At 60.9% G+C, this 14520-nt stretch carries 14 protein-coding genes; 12 read left to right on the plus strand and 2 right to left on the minus strand.

Features of this window, described 5'->3' with window-relative positions; translation table 11 throughout:
* Positions 1–13 precede the first annotated feature (13 nt).
* Positions 14–736, minus strand: coding sequence for a ribonuclease PH (gene rph, locus ICA16_RS12060; protein ID WP_042561757.1), 723 nt, complete (start codon positions 734–736; stop codon positions 14–16).
* Between the two features lie 270 nt (positions 737–1006).
* On the opposite strand from rph, the gene ICA16_RS12065 reads away from it, so the two are divergent.
* The 6 genes from ICA16_RS12065 to ICA16_RS12090 all read left to right on the plus strand — a co-directional run bounded on the left by ICA16_RS12065 (position 1007) and on the right by ICA16_RS12090 (position 6313).
* A complete protein-coding gene (locus tag ICA16_RS12065; protein WP_042561758.1) occupies positions 1007–1870 on the plus strand; it encodes a YicC/YloC family endoribonuclease in 864 nt (287 codons plus the stop codon).
* 13 nt (positions 1871–1883) lie between these two features.
* A complete protein-coding gene (gene gmk, locus ICA16_RS12070; RefSeq protein ID WP_150604639.1) occupies positions 1884–2504 on the plus strand; it encodes a guanylate kinase in 621 nt (206 codons plus the stop codon).
* 167 nt (positions 2505–2671) lie between these two features.
* Entirely contained in the window at positions 2672–2935 is a 264-nt protein-coding gene (gene rpoZ, locus ICA16_RS12075) for a DNA-directed RNA polymerase subunit omega (protein WP_016985812.1), read from the plus strand.
* A gap of 57 nt (positions 2936–2992) precedes the next feature.
* On the plus strand, positions 2993–5098 hold the full coding sequence (gene spoT, locus ICA16_RS12080; RefSeq protein ID WP_210553362.1) for a bifunctional GTP diphosphokinase/guanosine-3',5'-bis pyrophosphate 3'-pyrophosphohydrolase: 2106 nt from the start codon (positions 2993–2995) through the stop codon (positions 5096–5098).
* Positions 5099–5122: 24 nt separating this feature from the next.
* The gene (locus tag ICA16_RS12085) at positions 5123–5503 is read left to right on the plus strand and encodes a RidA family protein (RefSeq protein ID WP_003229509.1); all 381 of its coding nucleotides are present in this window, start codon (positions 5123–5125) and stop codon (positions 5501–5503) included.
* Between the two features lie 69 nt (positions 5504–5572).
* On the plus strand, positions 5573–6313 hold the full coding sequence (locus tag ICA16_RS12090) for a hypothetical protein (RefSeq protein WP_150604640.1): 741 nt from the start codon (positions 5573–5575) through the stop codon (positions 6311–6313).
* Positions 6314–6450: 137 nt separating this feature from the next.
* Here the strand turns inward: ICA16_RS12090 and ICA16_RS12095 are convergent, their stop codons facing one another.
* A complete protein-coding gene (locus ICA16_RS12095) occupies positions 6451–7308 on the minus strand; it encodes an SDR family oxidoreductase (RefSeq protein ID WP_210700678.1) in 858 nt (285 codons plus the stop codon).
* A 188-nt stretch (positions 7309–7496) separates the two neighbouring features.
* On the opposite strand from ICA16_RS12095, the gene exbB reads away from it, so the two are divergent.
* The 6 genes from exbB (at position 7497) to ICA16_RS12125 (ending at position 14335) form a co-directional block, all read left to right on the plus strand.
* Positions 7497–8450, plus strand: a complete 954-nt coding sequence (gene exbB, locus ICA16_RS12100) for a tonB-system energizer ExbB (protein WP_210700679.1) — start codon at positions 7497–7499, stop codon at positions 8448–8450.
* A 6-nt stretch (positions 8451–8456) separates the two neighbouring features.
* Positions 8457–8885, plus strand: coding sequence for a TonB system transport protein ExbD (exbD, locus tag ICA16_RS12105; protein WP_103302606.1), 429 nt, complete (start codon positions 8457–8459; stop codon positions 8883–8885).
* A complete protein-coding gene (locus ICA16_RS12110) occupies positions 8882–9628 on the plus strand; it encodes an energy transducer TonB family protein (protein WP_150595960.1) in 747 nt (248 codons plus the stop codon). Before exbD ends, ICA16_RS12110 begins: the two co-directional genes overlap by 4 nt.
* A gap of 212 nt (positions 9629–9840) precedes the next feature.
* Positions 9841–10770: a hydrogen peroxide-inducible genes activator gene (locus tag ICA16_RS12115; protein ID WP_042561765.1), complete on the plus strand. Its 930-nt coding sequence runs from the start codon at positions 9841–9843 to the stop codon at positions 10768–10770.
* A 9-nt stretch (positions 10771–10779) separates the two neighbouring features.
* On the plus strand, positions 10780–12855 hold the full coding sequence (gene recG, locus ICA16_RS12120; protein ID WP_150604643.1) for an ATP-dependent DNA helicase RecG: 2076 nt from the start codon (positions 10780–10782) through the stop codon (positions 12853–12855).
* Between the two features lie 79 nt (positions 12856–12934).
* Positions 12935–14335: an aminoacyl-tRNA deacylase and HDOD domain-containing protein gene (locus ICA16_RS12125; RefSeq protein ID WP_150604644.1), complete on the plus strand. Its 1401-nt coding sequence runs from the start codon at positions 12935–12937 to the stop codon at positions 14333–14335.
* Positions 14336–14520: the final 185 nt, after the last annotated feature.

Genomic DNA, 14520 nt, shown 5'->3' on the forward strand with positions numbered 1-14520 from the left:
GTTATGAACCTGCTCAGTCAGCCAGTGCTGATTTCTGCAGTTCGAAGATTTCATTCATGCCTTTCTTGGCCAGTTCCAGCATCGCGTTCAGATCTTCAGGCTGGAACGGCGCGCCTTCAGCGGTGCCCTGCACTTCGATGAAGCCACCGGAGCTGGTCATCACCACGTTAAGGTCGGTCTCGGCAGCGGAGTCTTCAAGATAGTCCAGATCCAGCACTGGCTCGCCTTGATACATGCCCACCGACACAGCGCCGATCATTTGCTTGAGCGGGTCGCCGCCTTTCAGGCCGCCGCGCTTTTTGATGACCTTCAACGCATCGACCAGGGCCACCATGGCGCCGGTGATGGATGCAGTGCGGGTGCCACCGTCGGCCTGGATCACGTCGCAGTCGACGTACAGGGTGACGTCGCCCAGCTTGGACATGTCCAGCGCAGCGCGCAGGGAACGACCGATCAGACGCTGGATTTCCAGGGTGCGGCCGCCCTGCTTGCCGCGACTCGCTTCACGCTGGTTACGCTCGCCGGTGGCGCGCGGCAGCATGCCGTACTCGGCAGTCAACCAGCCCTGGCCCTGGCCTTTGAGGAAACGCGGCACGCCGTTTTCGACGCTGACGGTGCAGATGACCTTGGTATCACCGAATTCGACCAGTACGGATCCCTCGGCGTGTTTGGTGTAGTTGCGGGTAATGCGGATCGAGCGGAGCTGATCGGCAGCGCGACCACTTGGACGTTTCATAGGGAATACCTGTACTGGGGACGGAAAACTGCCGAGCATTATAGAGCGGTGCACCGCCACTGGGCACTGGTTAAAAATCCGCACCGACGACCGAACGCCCTCAAACACTTATTACCGACGGGCTGCAGCCCTTTGTCACACCGTGTGTTTGGGCGCATTCGCCGCACTGCGCTACAATCCTGCGCCTTTGCTGCCAGTCGGCTTAAATTCATTGATATCGCGCCTGCGGAACTCAGGTTCCGCGCCGATCTGCATTGCGAGGTCACCGCCATGGTGCACAGCATGACCGCTTTCGCCCGCGTCGAAAAAGCCGGCGCACAGGGCACCCTGAGCTGGGAATTGCGCTCGGTCAACAGTCGCTATCTGGAACCGCACCTGCGTCTGCCGGAGTCGTTTCGCGAGCTCGAAGGCGCCGTGCGCGAAGCCCTGCGTCAGGGCCTGTCGCGAGGCAAACTGGAATGCACCCTGCGGTTCACTGAAGAAAGCACCGGCAAACCGCTGCAGGTTGATCGCGAGCGCGCCGCGCAATTGGTCGCCGCAGCCGAAACGATTGCCGGTCTGATCAAGAATCCTGCTGCACTCAATCCGCTGGAAGTGCTGGCCTGGCCCGGCGTTCTGGTCGCCGATGCCAGTGACCCGCAAGCACTGAATGCCGAAGCCCTGGCCCTGTTCAATCAAGGGTTGAAGGAACTCAAGGCCGGCCGTGAGCGTGAAGGCTCGGAGCTGGCACGGCTGATCAACGATCGCCTGACTTCCATCGAAGAAGACGTCGTGACCCTGCGTGAACTGGTTCCGCAGATGCTCGCCACCCAGCGCCAGAAGGTCCTCGACCGCTTTGCCGACATGAAGGCCGAGCTGGATCCGCAGCGCCTGGAACAGGAAATGGTCATCCTCGCGCAAAAGAGCGATGTGGCCGAAGAACTGGATCGCCTGAGCACTCACATCATAGAAGTACGCCGGGTGCTCAAATCCGGCGGTGCCGCCGGACGGCGCCTCGACTTCCTGATGCAGGAGCTCAACCGCGAAGCCAATACACTGGGCTCCAAGGCCTTCGACCCGCGCAGCACCCAAGCCGCCGTCAACCTCAAAGTGTTGATCGAGCAGATGCGCGAACAAGTGCAGAATATTGAGTAAGGCTACCCCCGACATGACCCACAGCACCGGCACCCTGTACATCATTTCCGCACCATCGGGCGCGGGCAAGAGCAGCCTGGTCAAGGCTTTGACCGATGCCAACCCGGAGATCCGCGTTTCGGTTTCGCACACCACCCGCGCCATGCGTCCGGGTGAAGTGGACGGCGTGAACTATCACTTCGTAACCCGCGAAGCCTTCGTAAAGATGGGCGAGCACGGTGATTTCCTTGAGCGCGCCGAAGTCTTCGGCAACTTCTACGGCACCTCGCAAAGCCATCTGCAACAGACCCTCGATGAAGGCCACGACCTGATTCTGGAAATCGACTGGCAGGGCGCCGAGCAAGTGCGCAAGCTGATGCCGCAGGCGCGTTCGATTTTCATTTTGCCGCCATCGCTGCAAGCGCTGCACCAGCGTCTGACCAATCGCGGCCAGGACAGCGACGAAATCATCGACGGGCGGATGCGCGAAGCGGTCAACGAGATGAGCCACTACGTCGAATACGACTACCTGATCATCAACGACGACTTCGCTCATGCGCTGGACGATCTGAAGGCGATTTTCCGCGCCAATCAGTTGCAACAGAAACGCCAACAGGTGCGTTTCGGCAAATTACTGGCCGAATTGCTCGGTTAATCAGCGCTTCCCAAAAGCGCTGCAAGGGCTTTACATTGGCACTTGCAGCGCGTTGAAGAGGTTGATCAAAAAATCAGCGCTTCCCTAATCGCTGGTGTTTTTTTAAACTGCTCAGTCCGCTCGCCCAACCGGGCAGCGCGCATATTGCATTCGCTCCGAGGAATACCATGGCCCGCGTAACCGTTGAAGACTGCCTGAACCACGTGGAAAACCGTTTTGAGCTGGTCATGCTCTCTACCAAACGTGCCCGTCAACTGGCCACCGGCGGCAAAGAGCCACTGGTTCAGTGGGAAAACGACAAGCCTACCGTTGTAGCGCTGCGTGAAATCGCTGAAGGCCTGATGAGCTACGAGTTCATCGCCGAGCAGGAAATCGTCCAGGATGAACCGCTGTTCGCAGCGTTCGAGGACGAGTCCAACGAGGCCGTCTAAGCCTATGCCTGGTCGACGTAGCACGGCGCAGGGTCACAACGTACGGCAGGAGTCATCATGCCGAGCATAGACGCCCTCGCCGATCGCTTATCGACCTACCTCGGCAATGACCAGGTCAACCTGGTCCGCCGAGCGTATTTCTACGCCGAACAAGCCCACGACGGCCAACGCCGACGCAGTGGCGAGGCGTACGTCACGCATCCTCTTGCCGTGGCAAATATTCTTGCCGACATGCACATGGACCATCAGAGCCTGATGGCTGCGATGCTGCATGACGTGATTGAAGACACCGGTATCGCCAAAGAAGCGCTGCAAGCGCAGTTCGGTGAAACCGTGGCCGAACTGGTCGATGGGGTCAGCAAACTGACCCAGATGAACTTCGAGACCAAGGCCGAAGCCCAGGCTGAAAACTTCCAGAAAATGGCCATGGCCATGGCACGCGACATCCGCGTGATCCTGGTCAAGCTCGCTGACCGCCTGCACAACATGCGCACGCTGGAAGTGCTGTCCGGAGAAAAACGCCGCCGGATCGCCAAGGAAACCCTCGAAATCTACGCGCCCATCGCCAACCGGCTGGGTATGCATGCCATTCGCATCGAATTCGAAGACCTCGGCTTCAAGGCCATGCACCCGATGCGTTCCGCGCGGATCTACCAGGCGGTCAAGCGCGCCCGGGGCAACCGCAAGGAAATCGTCAACAAGATCGAAGAATCCCTCGGCCATTGCCTCGCTATCGACGGCATCCAGGGCGAAGTCAGCGGTCGCCAGAAACACCTCTACGGCATCTACAAGAAAATGCGCGGCAAGCGTCGGGCCTTCAACGAGATCATGGACGTCTACGCGTTCCGGATCATCGTCGACAAGGTCGACACCTGCTACCGCGTGCTGGGTGCTGTGCATAATTTGTACAAACCGTTGCCGGGGCGCTTCAAGGATTACATCGCCATCCCCAAGGCCAACGGCTATCAGTCGCTCCACACCACGCTGTTCGGTATGCACGGCGTACCGATCGAGATCCAGATCCGCACCCGCGAAATGGAAGAGATGGCCAACAACGGCATCGCCGCCCATTGGCTGTACAAATCCAGCGGTGACGAGCAGCCGAAGGGCACTCACGCCCGCGCCCGCCAGTGGGTCAAAGGCGTGCTGGAAATGCAGCAACGCGCCGGCAACTCGCTGGAATTCATCGAAAGCGTGAAGATCGACCTGTTCCCGGACGAGGTCTACGTATTCACGCCAAAAGGCCGGATCATGGAGCTGCCAAAAGGCTCCACGGCGGTCGACTTCGCCTACGCGGTGCACACCGATGTCGGTAACAGCTGCATCGCCTGCCGGATCAACCGCCGTCTCGCACCGCTGTCCGAGCCGTTGCAAAGTGGCTCCACGGTCGAGATCGTCAGCGCGCCCGGCGCACGACCGAACCCGGCTTGGCTCAACTTCGTGGTCACCGGCAAGGCGCGCACGCACATTCGCCATGCGCTGAAACTGCAACGCCGCTCCGAATCCATCAGCCTCGGCGAACGCCTGCTGAACAAGGTACTGAACGGTTTCGACAGCTCGCTGGAGAAGATCCCGAACGAGCGCGTCAAGGCGATGCTCACCGAGTACCGCCTCGAACTGATCGAAGACCTGCTCGAAGACATTGGCCTGGGTAATCGCATGGCCTATGTGGTCGCCCGTCGCCTGCTTGGCGAAGGCGAACAACTGCCTAGCCCGGAAGGCCCGCTGGCGATTCGCGGTACCGAAGGCCTGGTGCTGAGCTACGCCAAATGCTGCACGCCGATCCCGGGCGACCCGATTGTCGGGCACCTGTCGGCGGGCAAGGGCATGGTCGTGCACCTGGACAACTGCCGCAATATCAGCGAAATCAGGCACAACCCGGAAAAATGCATCCAGCTCTCGTGGGCCAAGGATGTCACCGGCGAATTCAACGTCGAACTGCGTGTCGAGCTGGAGCACCAGCGCGGCCTGATCGCCCTGCTGGCCAGCAGCGTCAACGCAGCCGATGGCAATATCGAGAAAATCAGCATGGACGAACGCGATGGTCGTATCAGCGTCGTCCAACTGGTGGTCAGCGTTCACGACCGTGTGCACCTGGCCCGCGTAATCAAGAAACTGCGCGCACTGACCGGGGTGATCCGCATCACCCGCATGCGTGCATAAGTCCACCCTTACAAGGAGTCATGCATGACCAAGACAGTTATCACCAGCGACAAGGCCCCTGCTGCTATCGGCACTTACTCCCAGGCGATCAAGGCTGGCAACACCGTCTACATGTCGGGTCAGATCCCGCTGGACCCAAAAACCATGGAACTGGTTGAAGGCTTCGAAGCCCAGACCGTCCAGGTGTTCGAGAACCTCAAAGCCGTAGCCGAAGCCGCCGGCGGTTCGTTCAAGGACATCGTCAAACTGAACATCTTCCTCACCGACCTGAGCCACTTCGCCAAGGTCAACGAGATCATGGGCAAATACTTCGACCAGCCGTACCCGGCCCGCGCCGCCATTGGCGTTGCTGCCCTGCCAAAGGGTTCGCAGGTTGAAATGGATGCCATTCTGGTCATCGAGTGATGCGCACGGCGCGGCCTTCATACGCCGCGCCGACTGCTCTGCAAGAAAAGGTTTTGAAAGGATTCCACCATGCGCAAAGCGCTTGCTCTCTCGCTGTTCGCCATTTTCCTCGGCGGCTGCGCCAGCGACCCTGCCGACCGTGACATCAGCGGCACCTGGATCAATCAGGTGGCCATTGATGCTGCCACCAAGGGCGGCTCCCTGCGCGAAGCGCTTCAGGCTTACGGCCCGAACCTGGAATGGGACGTCAACACCAAGGCCGGCCAGGCCCGCTACACCAACGGTTTTGAGAAAGTCGAAGGTCGGTTGCTGGGCGAACAGTCCGGTGCCTGGAAAGTCGACTTTTATGGCAGCTCCGCCAGCGAGCTGAAACGCGACGGCAATCAACTGCAACAGGCCGCCAGCGACAACGAACCGGAACAGCTCTTCGACCGCGCGCAGATCCAGGTACCCGAAGGCGCGCCGATTGGTGCGAGCTTCGAACGCGCACTATATTCAACCTACATGGGCGGCACCTGGAAAATCGCCAATGGTCAGGGCGAAGGCAGCACCGTGCAGTTTCAGGCCGACGGCCAGGTCTCCGGCCTGCCGGGCGCCGATCGTTACGCGTTATGCCTGGCGGGCGATTGCGCATCGATGAGCAGTGGCAACGACAGCATGTGGTTGCAGCAGAACGGCCAGGGCAACAACTGGATCTTTGTGCGCAAGGGCAAGGAACTGGAAATCCTGCAAGCGGTGAACACCGCTCTGGCGGATGAACAACCGCAGTTCACCGCAGGTGAGCGCAAGTGGTTGCTCGAGAAGCAGTAATTACACCTGAGAACAACATTTGACCCTGTGGGAGCGGGCTTGCCCGCGATGAGGCTAGCAGACCCAACACTTGTGTTGCCTGCCTGGCCGCCATCGCGGGCAAGCCCGCTCCCACAGTGGTTTGTTGTGTCCGGAAGTCAGCATTTACCTTCAAGAATCGCCGCATACCCCTCGCGATAACTCGGATACTTTGGCGTCCAGCCCAACGCTTTCGCCCGCGCATTGCTGCAACGTTTGCTGCCGGTGCGCCGCACGCTTTCATCTTCCGACCATTCAGTGACACCCAGATACTCGCGTAACCAGCCCACCACCTCGGCCAGCGGCGCCGGCGCGTCATCGACACCGATGTAGATCGGCTCCAGCGCCACGCCCCGACGGTCAGCCTCAAGCAGAAACGCCAGCAACCCCGCCGCATCATCAACATGGATACGATTGCCATACAGCGGCGGATCAACGGCCACTCGATAGCCACGCCGTACCTGAGTCAACAGCCATTCCCGGCCCGGGCCGTAAATACCGGTCAGGCGCAGGATGCTCGCCGGGATACCACTGTTGAGCGCTACCTGCTCGGCTTCAAGCATCAATCGCCCCGAGTAACCGGTGGCGACGGTCTCGGAAGTCTCATCCACCCACTCGCCGTCCAGTTGCCCGTAGACACTGCTGCTGGACACGAAGATCAGCCGATCCGGCACTTGACCATAGTCGTCCAACCAACTCAGTACATTTTGCAAACCCTGCACGTAAGCCGCTCGATAACCGGCCTCATCGTGATCGGTGGCAGCGGCGCAGTACACCAGGTAATCCACGGCACCGACCGGCCAGGTCGCCGGGCAGTCTTCGTTGAAGAGGTCGCCGGCAACGCCGATGACCCCTTCAGGCAGGCGCGAGACATTTCGGCGCAAGCCATGAACTTCCCAACCAGCAGCCAACAATTGCGTGGCCAGACGGCTGCCGACATCACCACAACCGGCGATCAAAACAGAAGGCGCGGACATCAAAAAACTCCCATCGGAAAGGCACAGACTAGCCTCGGCGAAGGACGAACGGCTAGCAATCAAGGAAAAAAAGTTACTCTATTACTTTTGTTAACAAGAATTACTTGCAATAATGCCTGCCACTTTTGTTCTCGGCCTCACGAGGCCTGGAAGAGCATTACCGTTTTTCTATCTCAGGTCCGGCCAGCATGAATCGTAATCAAATCCCCGCTTCGCCAACCAAACGACCTCGCGCCTGGAGCGCGGTGGCGGCTCTGTTGCTCAGCCTGATGCTGACGCCAACCGCCGCTTTCGCCGACGCTCAGGCACCCGCTGCTCCGGCTGCCTCCGAACAGAGCGCTCCAGCAGCGGCTGCACCGGATGCAACGACCCCGGTTCAAACCCTCGACGACGCACCTGCCGATGCGCCAGAAGTCCTTGAAGCCGACAACAGCCTGGGCATGGCTCACGACCTGTCACCTTGGGGCATGTACCAGAACGCCGACATCATCGTGAAAATCGTGATGATCGGCCTGGCCATTGCGTCGATCATCACCTGGACCATCTGGATCGCCAAGGGCTTTGAGCTGATGGGCGCCAAGCGTCGTCTGCGTGGCGAAATCGCCGCCCTGAAAAAGGCCGCCACCCTTAAAGAAGCCAGCGCCACAGCGGCGAAGGAAGGCACGCTCGCCAACCTGTTGGTGCACGATGCGCTCGAAGAGATGCGCCTGTCGGCCAACAGCCGTGAGAAAGAAGGCATCAAGGAACGCGTCAGCTTCCGTCTCGAGCGCCTGGTAGCTGCCTGCGGTCGCAACATGAGCAGCGGCACCGGCGTGCTGGCTACCATCGGTTCCACCGCACCGTTTGTCGGCCTGTTCGGCACCGTGTGGGGCATCATGAACTCCTTCATCGGCATCGCCAAAACCCAAACCACCAACCTTGCCGTCGTGGCACCTGGTATCGCTGAAGCGCTGCTGGCCACCGCACTGGGTCTGGTGGCTGCGATTCCTGCGGTAGTGATCTACAACGTCTTCGCCCGCTCCATCGCCGGTTACAAGGCGCAGGTCTCCGATGCCTCGGCAGAAGTCCTGCTGCTGGTCAGCCGTGACCTCGATCACCAGCCTGAGCGCAGCTCGCAACCGCACATGGTGAAAGTGGGGTAATCGGCCATGGGCCTGCATTTGAAAGAAGGCGCAGACGACGATCTGGCCGAGAACCACGAAATCAACGTCACACCGTTCATCGATGTAATGCTGGTGCTATTGATCATCTTCATGGTGGCCGCTCCATTGGCCACTGTCGATATCAAAGTCGACCTGCCCGCCTCGACCGCCAAACCGGCGCCGCGGCCAGAGAAGCCGGTGTTCCTTAGCGTCAAGGCTGATCAGCGCCTGTTCCTCGGCGAAGACGAAGTGAAGCCTGAAACACTGGGCGCCACCCTCGACGCCCGCACCAAAGGCAAGAAAGACACCACCATCTTCTTCCAGGCCGACAAAGGCGTGGATTACGGCGACCTGATGAGCGTGATGGATAACCTGCGCTCTGCCGGTTACCTGAAGGTTGGTCTGGTGGGACTTGAGAGCGCAGTCAAAAAATGATCACGACGCGCCATAAGCTGACGCGTTACAGCGGTAGCCTGGCCGTGGTGCTGGGCGTTCACGCGCTGGCCATCGCGCTGGCGCTGAACTGGACTACCCGCCCGCCCATCGAACTGCCTCCCCAGGCAATGATGGTCGAGCTGGCCCCGGTTCCAGCCCCGCCACCGCCAGCTCCGCCGAAAGTCGTCACCCCGCCGCAGCCACCGGCTCCGGTTGAAGAACTGCCGATTCCGAAATTGGCTGAAGCACCGAAAGCCGAAATCGCGGTGCAAAAACCAAAACCGAAGCCAAAGCCTAAACCGCCGAAGCCTGTCGAGAAGAAGCTGCCCGACCCGCCGAAGGAAAAGCCTTCCGAGGAAAAACCGGCCGACACACCACCGACACCTGCACCGACAGAGAAATCTGCTGCACCCGCACCAGGCCCGTCGCCAGCCCAGATGGCTGCCAAGGCCAGCTGGCAAGGTACTCTGCTTGCGCATTTGGCCAAGTACAAAAAGTACCCGCAAAGCGCACAGGCGCGCGGCAAGGAAGGCTTGAATCGTCTGCGTTTCGTGGTCGATGGCGAAGGCAACGTGCTGTCGTTCGAACTGGTGGGCCGCTCGGGCAACGCCGATCTGGACCGGGCCACCCTGGAAATGATCCGCCGCGCACAACCGCTGCCCAAACCACCGGCCGACATGTTGACCAATGGCTCGATTGAAATTGTTGCGCCATTTGTTTACTCGCTGGAACGCCGTCGTTAAGGAGCAAGATCAAAAGATCGCAGCCTTCGGCAGCTCCTACAGGTAGTCACATGCTCATGTAGGAGCTGCCGAAGGCTGCGATCTTTTCTTTTTTCCAGATCTGGCACCGGCAAACCGGCATTGCCCGGTGTCGCACTCCTCCCTCAGTCTGATAACGTGCGTCTATCGATTGCAGCCGGTATGCTTGGCCCGCATCTTCATGGACGCTTGCTATGACCCTCACAGAATTACGCTACATCGTCACCCTCGCCCAAGAGCAGCATTTCGGCCACGCCGCCGAAAAATGCCACGTCAGCCAGCCGACCCTGTCGGTGGGCGTGAAGAAACTTGAAGACGAACTCGGTGTGCTGATTTTCGAGCGCAGCAAGAGTGCCGTGCGTGTGACGCCGGTCGGCGAAGGCATCGTCGCCCAGGCGCAGAAAGTCCTGGAACAGGCCCAAGGCATTCGCGAGCTGGCCCAGGCCGGCAAGAACCAGCTGACCGCTCCGCTGAAAGTCGGCGCGATCTACACCGTCGGCCCGTACCTGTTTCCACACCTGATTCCCCAACTGCACCGGGTCGCCCCGCAGATGCCGTTGTATATCGAAGAAAACTTCACCCACGTGCTGCGCGATAAACTGCGCAACGGCGAACTCGACGCGATCATCATCGCCTTGCCGTTCAACGAAGCCGACGTGCTGACCCTGCAACTCTATGACGAGCCGTTCTACGTCTTGATGCCAGCGCAGCACCCGTGGACCCAGAAAGAAACCATCGACGCCGGCCTGCTCAACGACAAGAGCCTGCTGCTGCTCGGCGAAGGCCACTGCTTCCGCGATCAAGTACTGGAAGCCTGCCCGACCCTGACCAAGGGCAGTGACGGCGCCAAGCACACCACGGTCGAATCCAGCTCGCTGGAAACCATTCGCCACATGGTTGCCTCCGGTCTGGGCATCTCGATCCTGCCGTTGTCGGCGGTCGACAGCCACCACTACGCCCCGGGCGTGATCGAAGTGCGGCCCTTGTCGCCGCCGGTGCCATTCCGCACCGTGGCGATTGCCTGGCGCGCGAGCTTTCCACGGCCCAAAGCCATCGAGATTCTCGCCGACTCCATTCGCCTGTGCTCGGTGGCCAAGCCAGCGGCACCGGTTACAGCCGGTTAAGCGAGCGTCATGACAGAGCTGTCGCAAGTGTCGGTGACGGCACTCAAGGGTGTCGGCGAAGCCATGGCCGAGAAGTTGGCCAAGGTCGGTCTGGAGAACCTCCAGGACGTGCTGTTCCACCTGCCGCTGCGCTATCAGGATCGCACCCGCGTGGTGCCGATCGGCCACTTGCGACCAGGACAGGACGCCGTGGTCGAAGGCACCGTCAGCGGCGCCGACGTGGTCATGGGCCGTCGTCGCAGCCTCGTCGTGCGCTTGCAGGACGGCACGGGCGGCCTGAGCTTGCGCTTCTACCATTTCAGCAACGCGCAGAAAGAAGGCCTCAAGCGCGGCACGCGGATCCGCTGCTACGGCGAAGCGCGGCCCGGCGCGTCAGGACTGGAGATCTACCACCCGGAATACCGCGCCATCACGGGCGACGAGCCGCCGCCGGTGGATGAAACCCTCACCCCGGTCTATCCGCTGACCGAAGGCCTGACCCAAGCGCGCTTGCGTCAGTTGTGCATGCAAACGCTGACGATGCTCAAGCCTGACACCCTGCCCGACTGGCTGCCGACCGAACTGGCCCGCGACTATCAACTCGCGCCACTGGCCGATGCGATCCGCTACTTGCACAACCCGCCCGCCGATGCCGACGTCGACGAACTCGCCCTCGGTCATCACTGGGCCCAGCATCGTCTCGCCTTCGAAGAACTGCTGACGCATCAACTGTCGCAGCAACGTCTGCGCGAAAGCATGCGTTCCCTGCGCGCGCCAGCCATGCCGAAAGCTACGAAGTTGCCGCCGAAATACCTGGCCAACCTCGGCTTCAACCCGACTGGCGCGCAGCAACGCGTCGGCAACGAAATCGCCTACGACCTCAGTCAGCACGAACCGATGCTGCGGCTGATTCAGGGTGACGTCGGCGCGGGTAAAACCGTGGTCGCCGCCCTCGCCGCGTTGCAAGCGCTGGAGGCCGGATACCAAGTCGCGTTGATGGCGCCGACCGAAATCCTCGCTGAGCAACACTTCATCACCTTCAAGCGCTGGCTCGAGCCGTTGGGCATTGAAGTCGCGTGGCTGGCCGGCAAGCTCAAGGGCAAAAATCGCGTTACCGCGCTGGAGCAAATCGCCAGCGGCACGCCGATGGTGGTGGGCACGCATGCACTGTTTCAGGAAGAGGTGAAATTCAAGAACCTCGCGCTGGTGATCATCGACGAACAGCACCGCTTCGGCGTGCAGCAGCGTCTGGCGTTGCGGCAGAAAGGCGTCGGTGGGCGCATGTGCCCGCATCAATTGATCATGACCGCCACGCCGATTCCGCGCACGTTGGCGATGAGCGCCTACGCCGACCTCGACACCTCGATCCTTGACGAGTTACCGCCCGGTCGAACCCCGGTCAACACCGTGCTGGTCACTGACACACGCCGCGTCGAAGTCATCGAACGGGTCCGTGGCGCCTGCGCCGAAGGGCGTCAGGCCTACTGGGTGTGCACGCTGATTGAAGAGTCGGAAGAGCTGACCTGTCAGGCCGCCGAAACCACCTTCGAAGACCTCACCGCCGCCCTTGGCGAACTGAAAGTCGGCCTGATTCACGGACGCATGAAACCTGTCGAAAAAGCCGCCGTCATGGCCGAATTCAAGGCCGGCAACCTGCAATTGCTGGTCGCAACCACGGTGATCGAAGTCGGCGTCGACGTCCCCAACGCCAGCCTGATGATCATCGAAAACCCCGAGCGCCTGGGCCTCGCGCAGTTGCACCAATTGCGCGGTCGCGTCGGTCGAGGCAGCGCGGCCAGCCATTGCGTGTTGCTCTACCATCCGCCGCTGTCGCAGATCGGCCGCCAGCGCCTGGGCATCATGCGCGAGACCAACGACGGTTTCGTCATCGCCGAAAAAGACCTCGAACTGCGCGGCCCCGGTGAAATGCTCGGCACCCGCCAGACCGGTCTGTTGCAATTCAAAGTCGCCGACCTGATGCGCGATGCCGACTTGTTGCCCGCCGTGCGCGACGCCGCCCAAGCCTTGCTGGAACGCTGGCCGACCCACGTCAGCCCCTTGCTCGACCGGTGGCTGCGCCACGGGCAGCAATATGGCCAAGTGTGAGCACCGTCGCAGTTTCTGACAGCCCGCGCCTACAGAGCTGGTTATACTCCTGCAATTGTTTCAAAAACGGATACAGACCATGACCGAAGCTGCTCTCGCCCCCGAATCTCCGCACGCTCCGTCTGTTATTCGGCTGCTGCTGGACAAGCTCGGGATCGTCTACGAAGAAGTGCTCGACCACCACGGCCTCAATGCATCGCGCAAAGTACAAGCCGTGTTGCTGGACGACGCCGTCGGCGCGCTGATGGTGCTATTTCCACAGAGCCAACTGCTCGACCTCAATCGCCTCGCCGAACTGACGGGTCGTCGTCTGACCGCCGTGTCGACTGAGCGCCTGCAAAAAATGCTCGGCAAACACAGCCTGAGCCTGTTGCCAGGTCTGCCGGCGCTGACCAGTTCGCCGTGCCTTTACGAAGAAAGCCTGCTGCGCGAGCCGAAGTTGCTGATCAACTCCGGTGAGCCGGGCGTGCTGCTGGAAATCACCAGCGAACACTTCAAGACCATGCTTACCAAGGCCAGCGCCGCCAACTTCGGCGAGAACCTGACCAGCATTCGTCCGAACCTCGACCGCCCTGATGACGACCGCAAGGAAATCACTCAGGCTGTGCAGGCGTTCACCGCGCGACGCATCCAGCAGCGACTGGAAGCTACCATCGAGATTCCGCCGCTGGCCGAAACCGCTCAAAAGATCATCAAGCTGCGCGTCGACCCGAACGCCACCATCGACGACATCACCGGCGTGGTCGAAACGGACCCTGCGCTGGCCGCACAAGTGGTGAGCTGGGCGGCGTCGCCGTACTACGCCTCGCCGGGCAAGATTCGTTCGGTGGAAGACGCGATCGTCCGCGTGCTCGGTTTCGATCTGGTGATCAATCTGGCGCTGGGCCTGGCCCTCGGCAAGACACTGAGCCTGCCGAAAGATCATCCACAACAGACGACGCCGTACTGGCAGCAGTCGATCTACACCGCCGCCGTCATCGAAGGCCTGACTCGCGCCATGCCGCGCGCCCAGCGCCCGGAAGCCGGCCTTACTTATCTGGCCGGTCTGCTGCACAACTTCGGCTACCTGCTGCTGGCCCACGTCTTCCCGCCGCACTTCTCGCTGATCTGCCGCCACCTGGAGGTCAACCCGCACCTGTGCCACAGCTACATCGAGCAGCATCTGCTGGGCATCAGCCGCGAACAGATCGGCTCGTGGCTGATGCGCTACTGGGACATGCCCGACGAACTGGCCACCGCCCTGCGCTTCCAGCACGATCCAAGCTACGACGGCGCCTACGCCGAATACCCGAACCTCGTGTGTTTGGCCGTGCGCCTGCTGCGTAGCCGTGGCATCGGCTCCGGTCCGGATGAAGACATCCCGGATGCACTGCTCGAGCGTGTCGGCCTGACCCGCGAAAAAGCCAACGACGTCGTCAGCAAAGTGCTTGAAGCCGAAGTCCTGCTGCGCGAATTGGCTTCGCAATTCAGCCAGGCCTAAACGCATCGCGGGCAAGCCCGCTCCCACAAGATCTATGCGATCCCTGTGGGAGCGGGCTTGCCCGCGATGAATCCAGCTCAATCTATCTGCCTGAAAAAAAACCTGTGGTGAGGGGATTTAGCGAAACGTCGCACCGCCCCGACCGACTGCGCAGCAGTCGCAAACCCAGCCAACAAGGTTTGTCC

It is taken from the genome of Pseudomonas anatoliensis (assembly GCF_017976235.1).
In the GTDB taxonomy this organism is placed as follows: Bacteria; Pseudomonadota; Gammaproteobacteria; order Pseudomonadales; family Pseudomonadaceae; genus Aquipseudomonas; species Aquipseudomonas anatoliensis.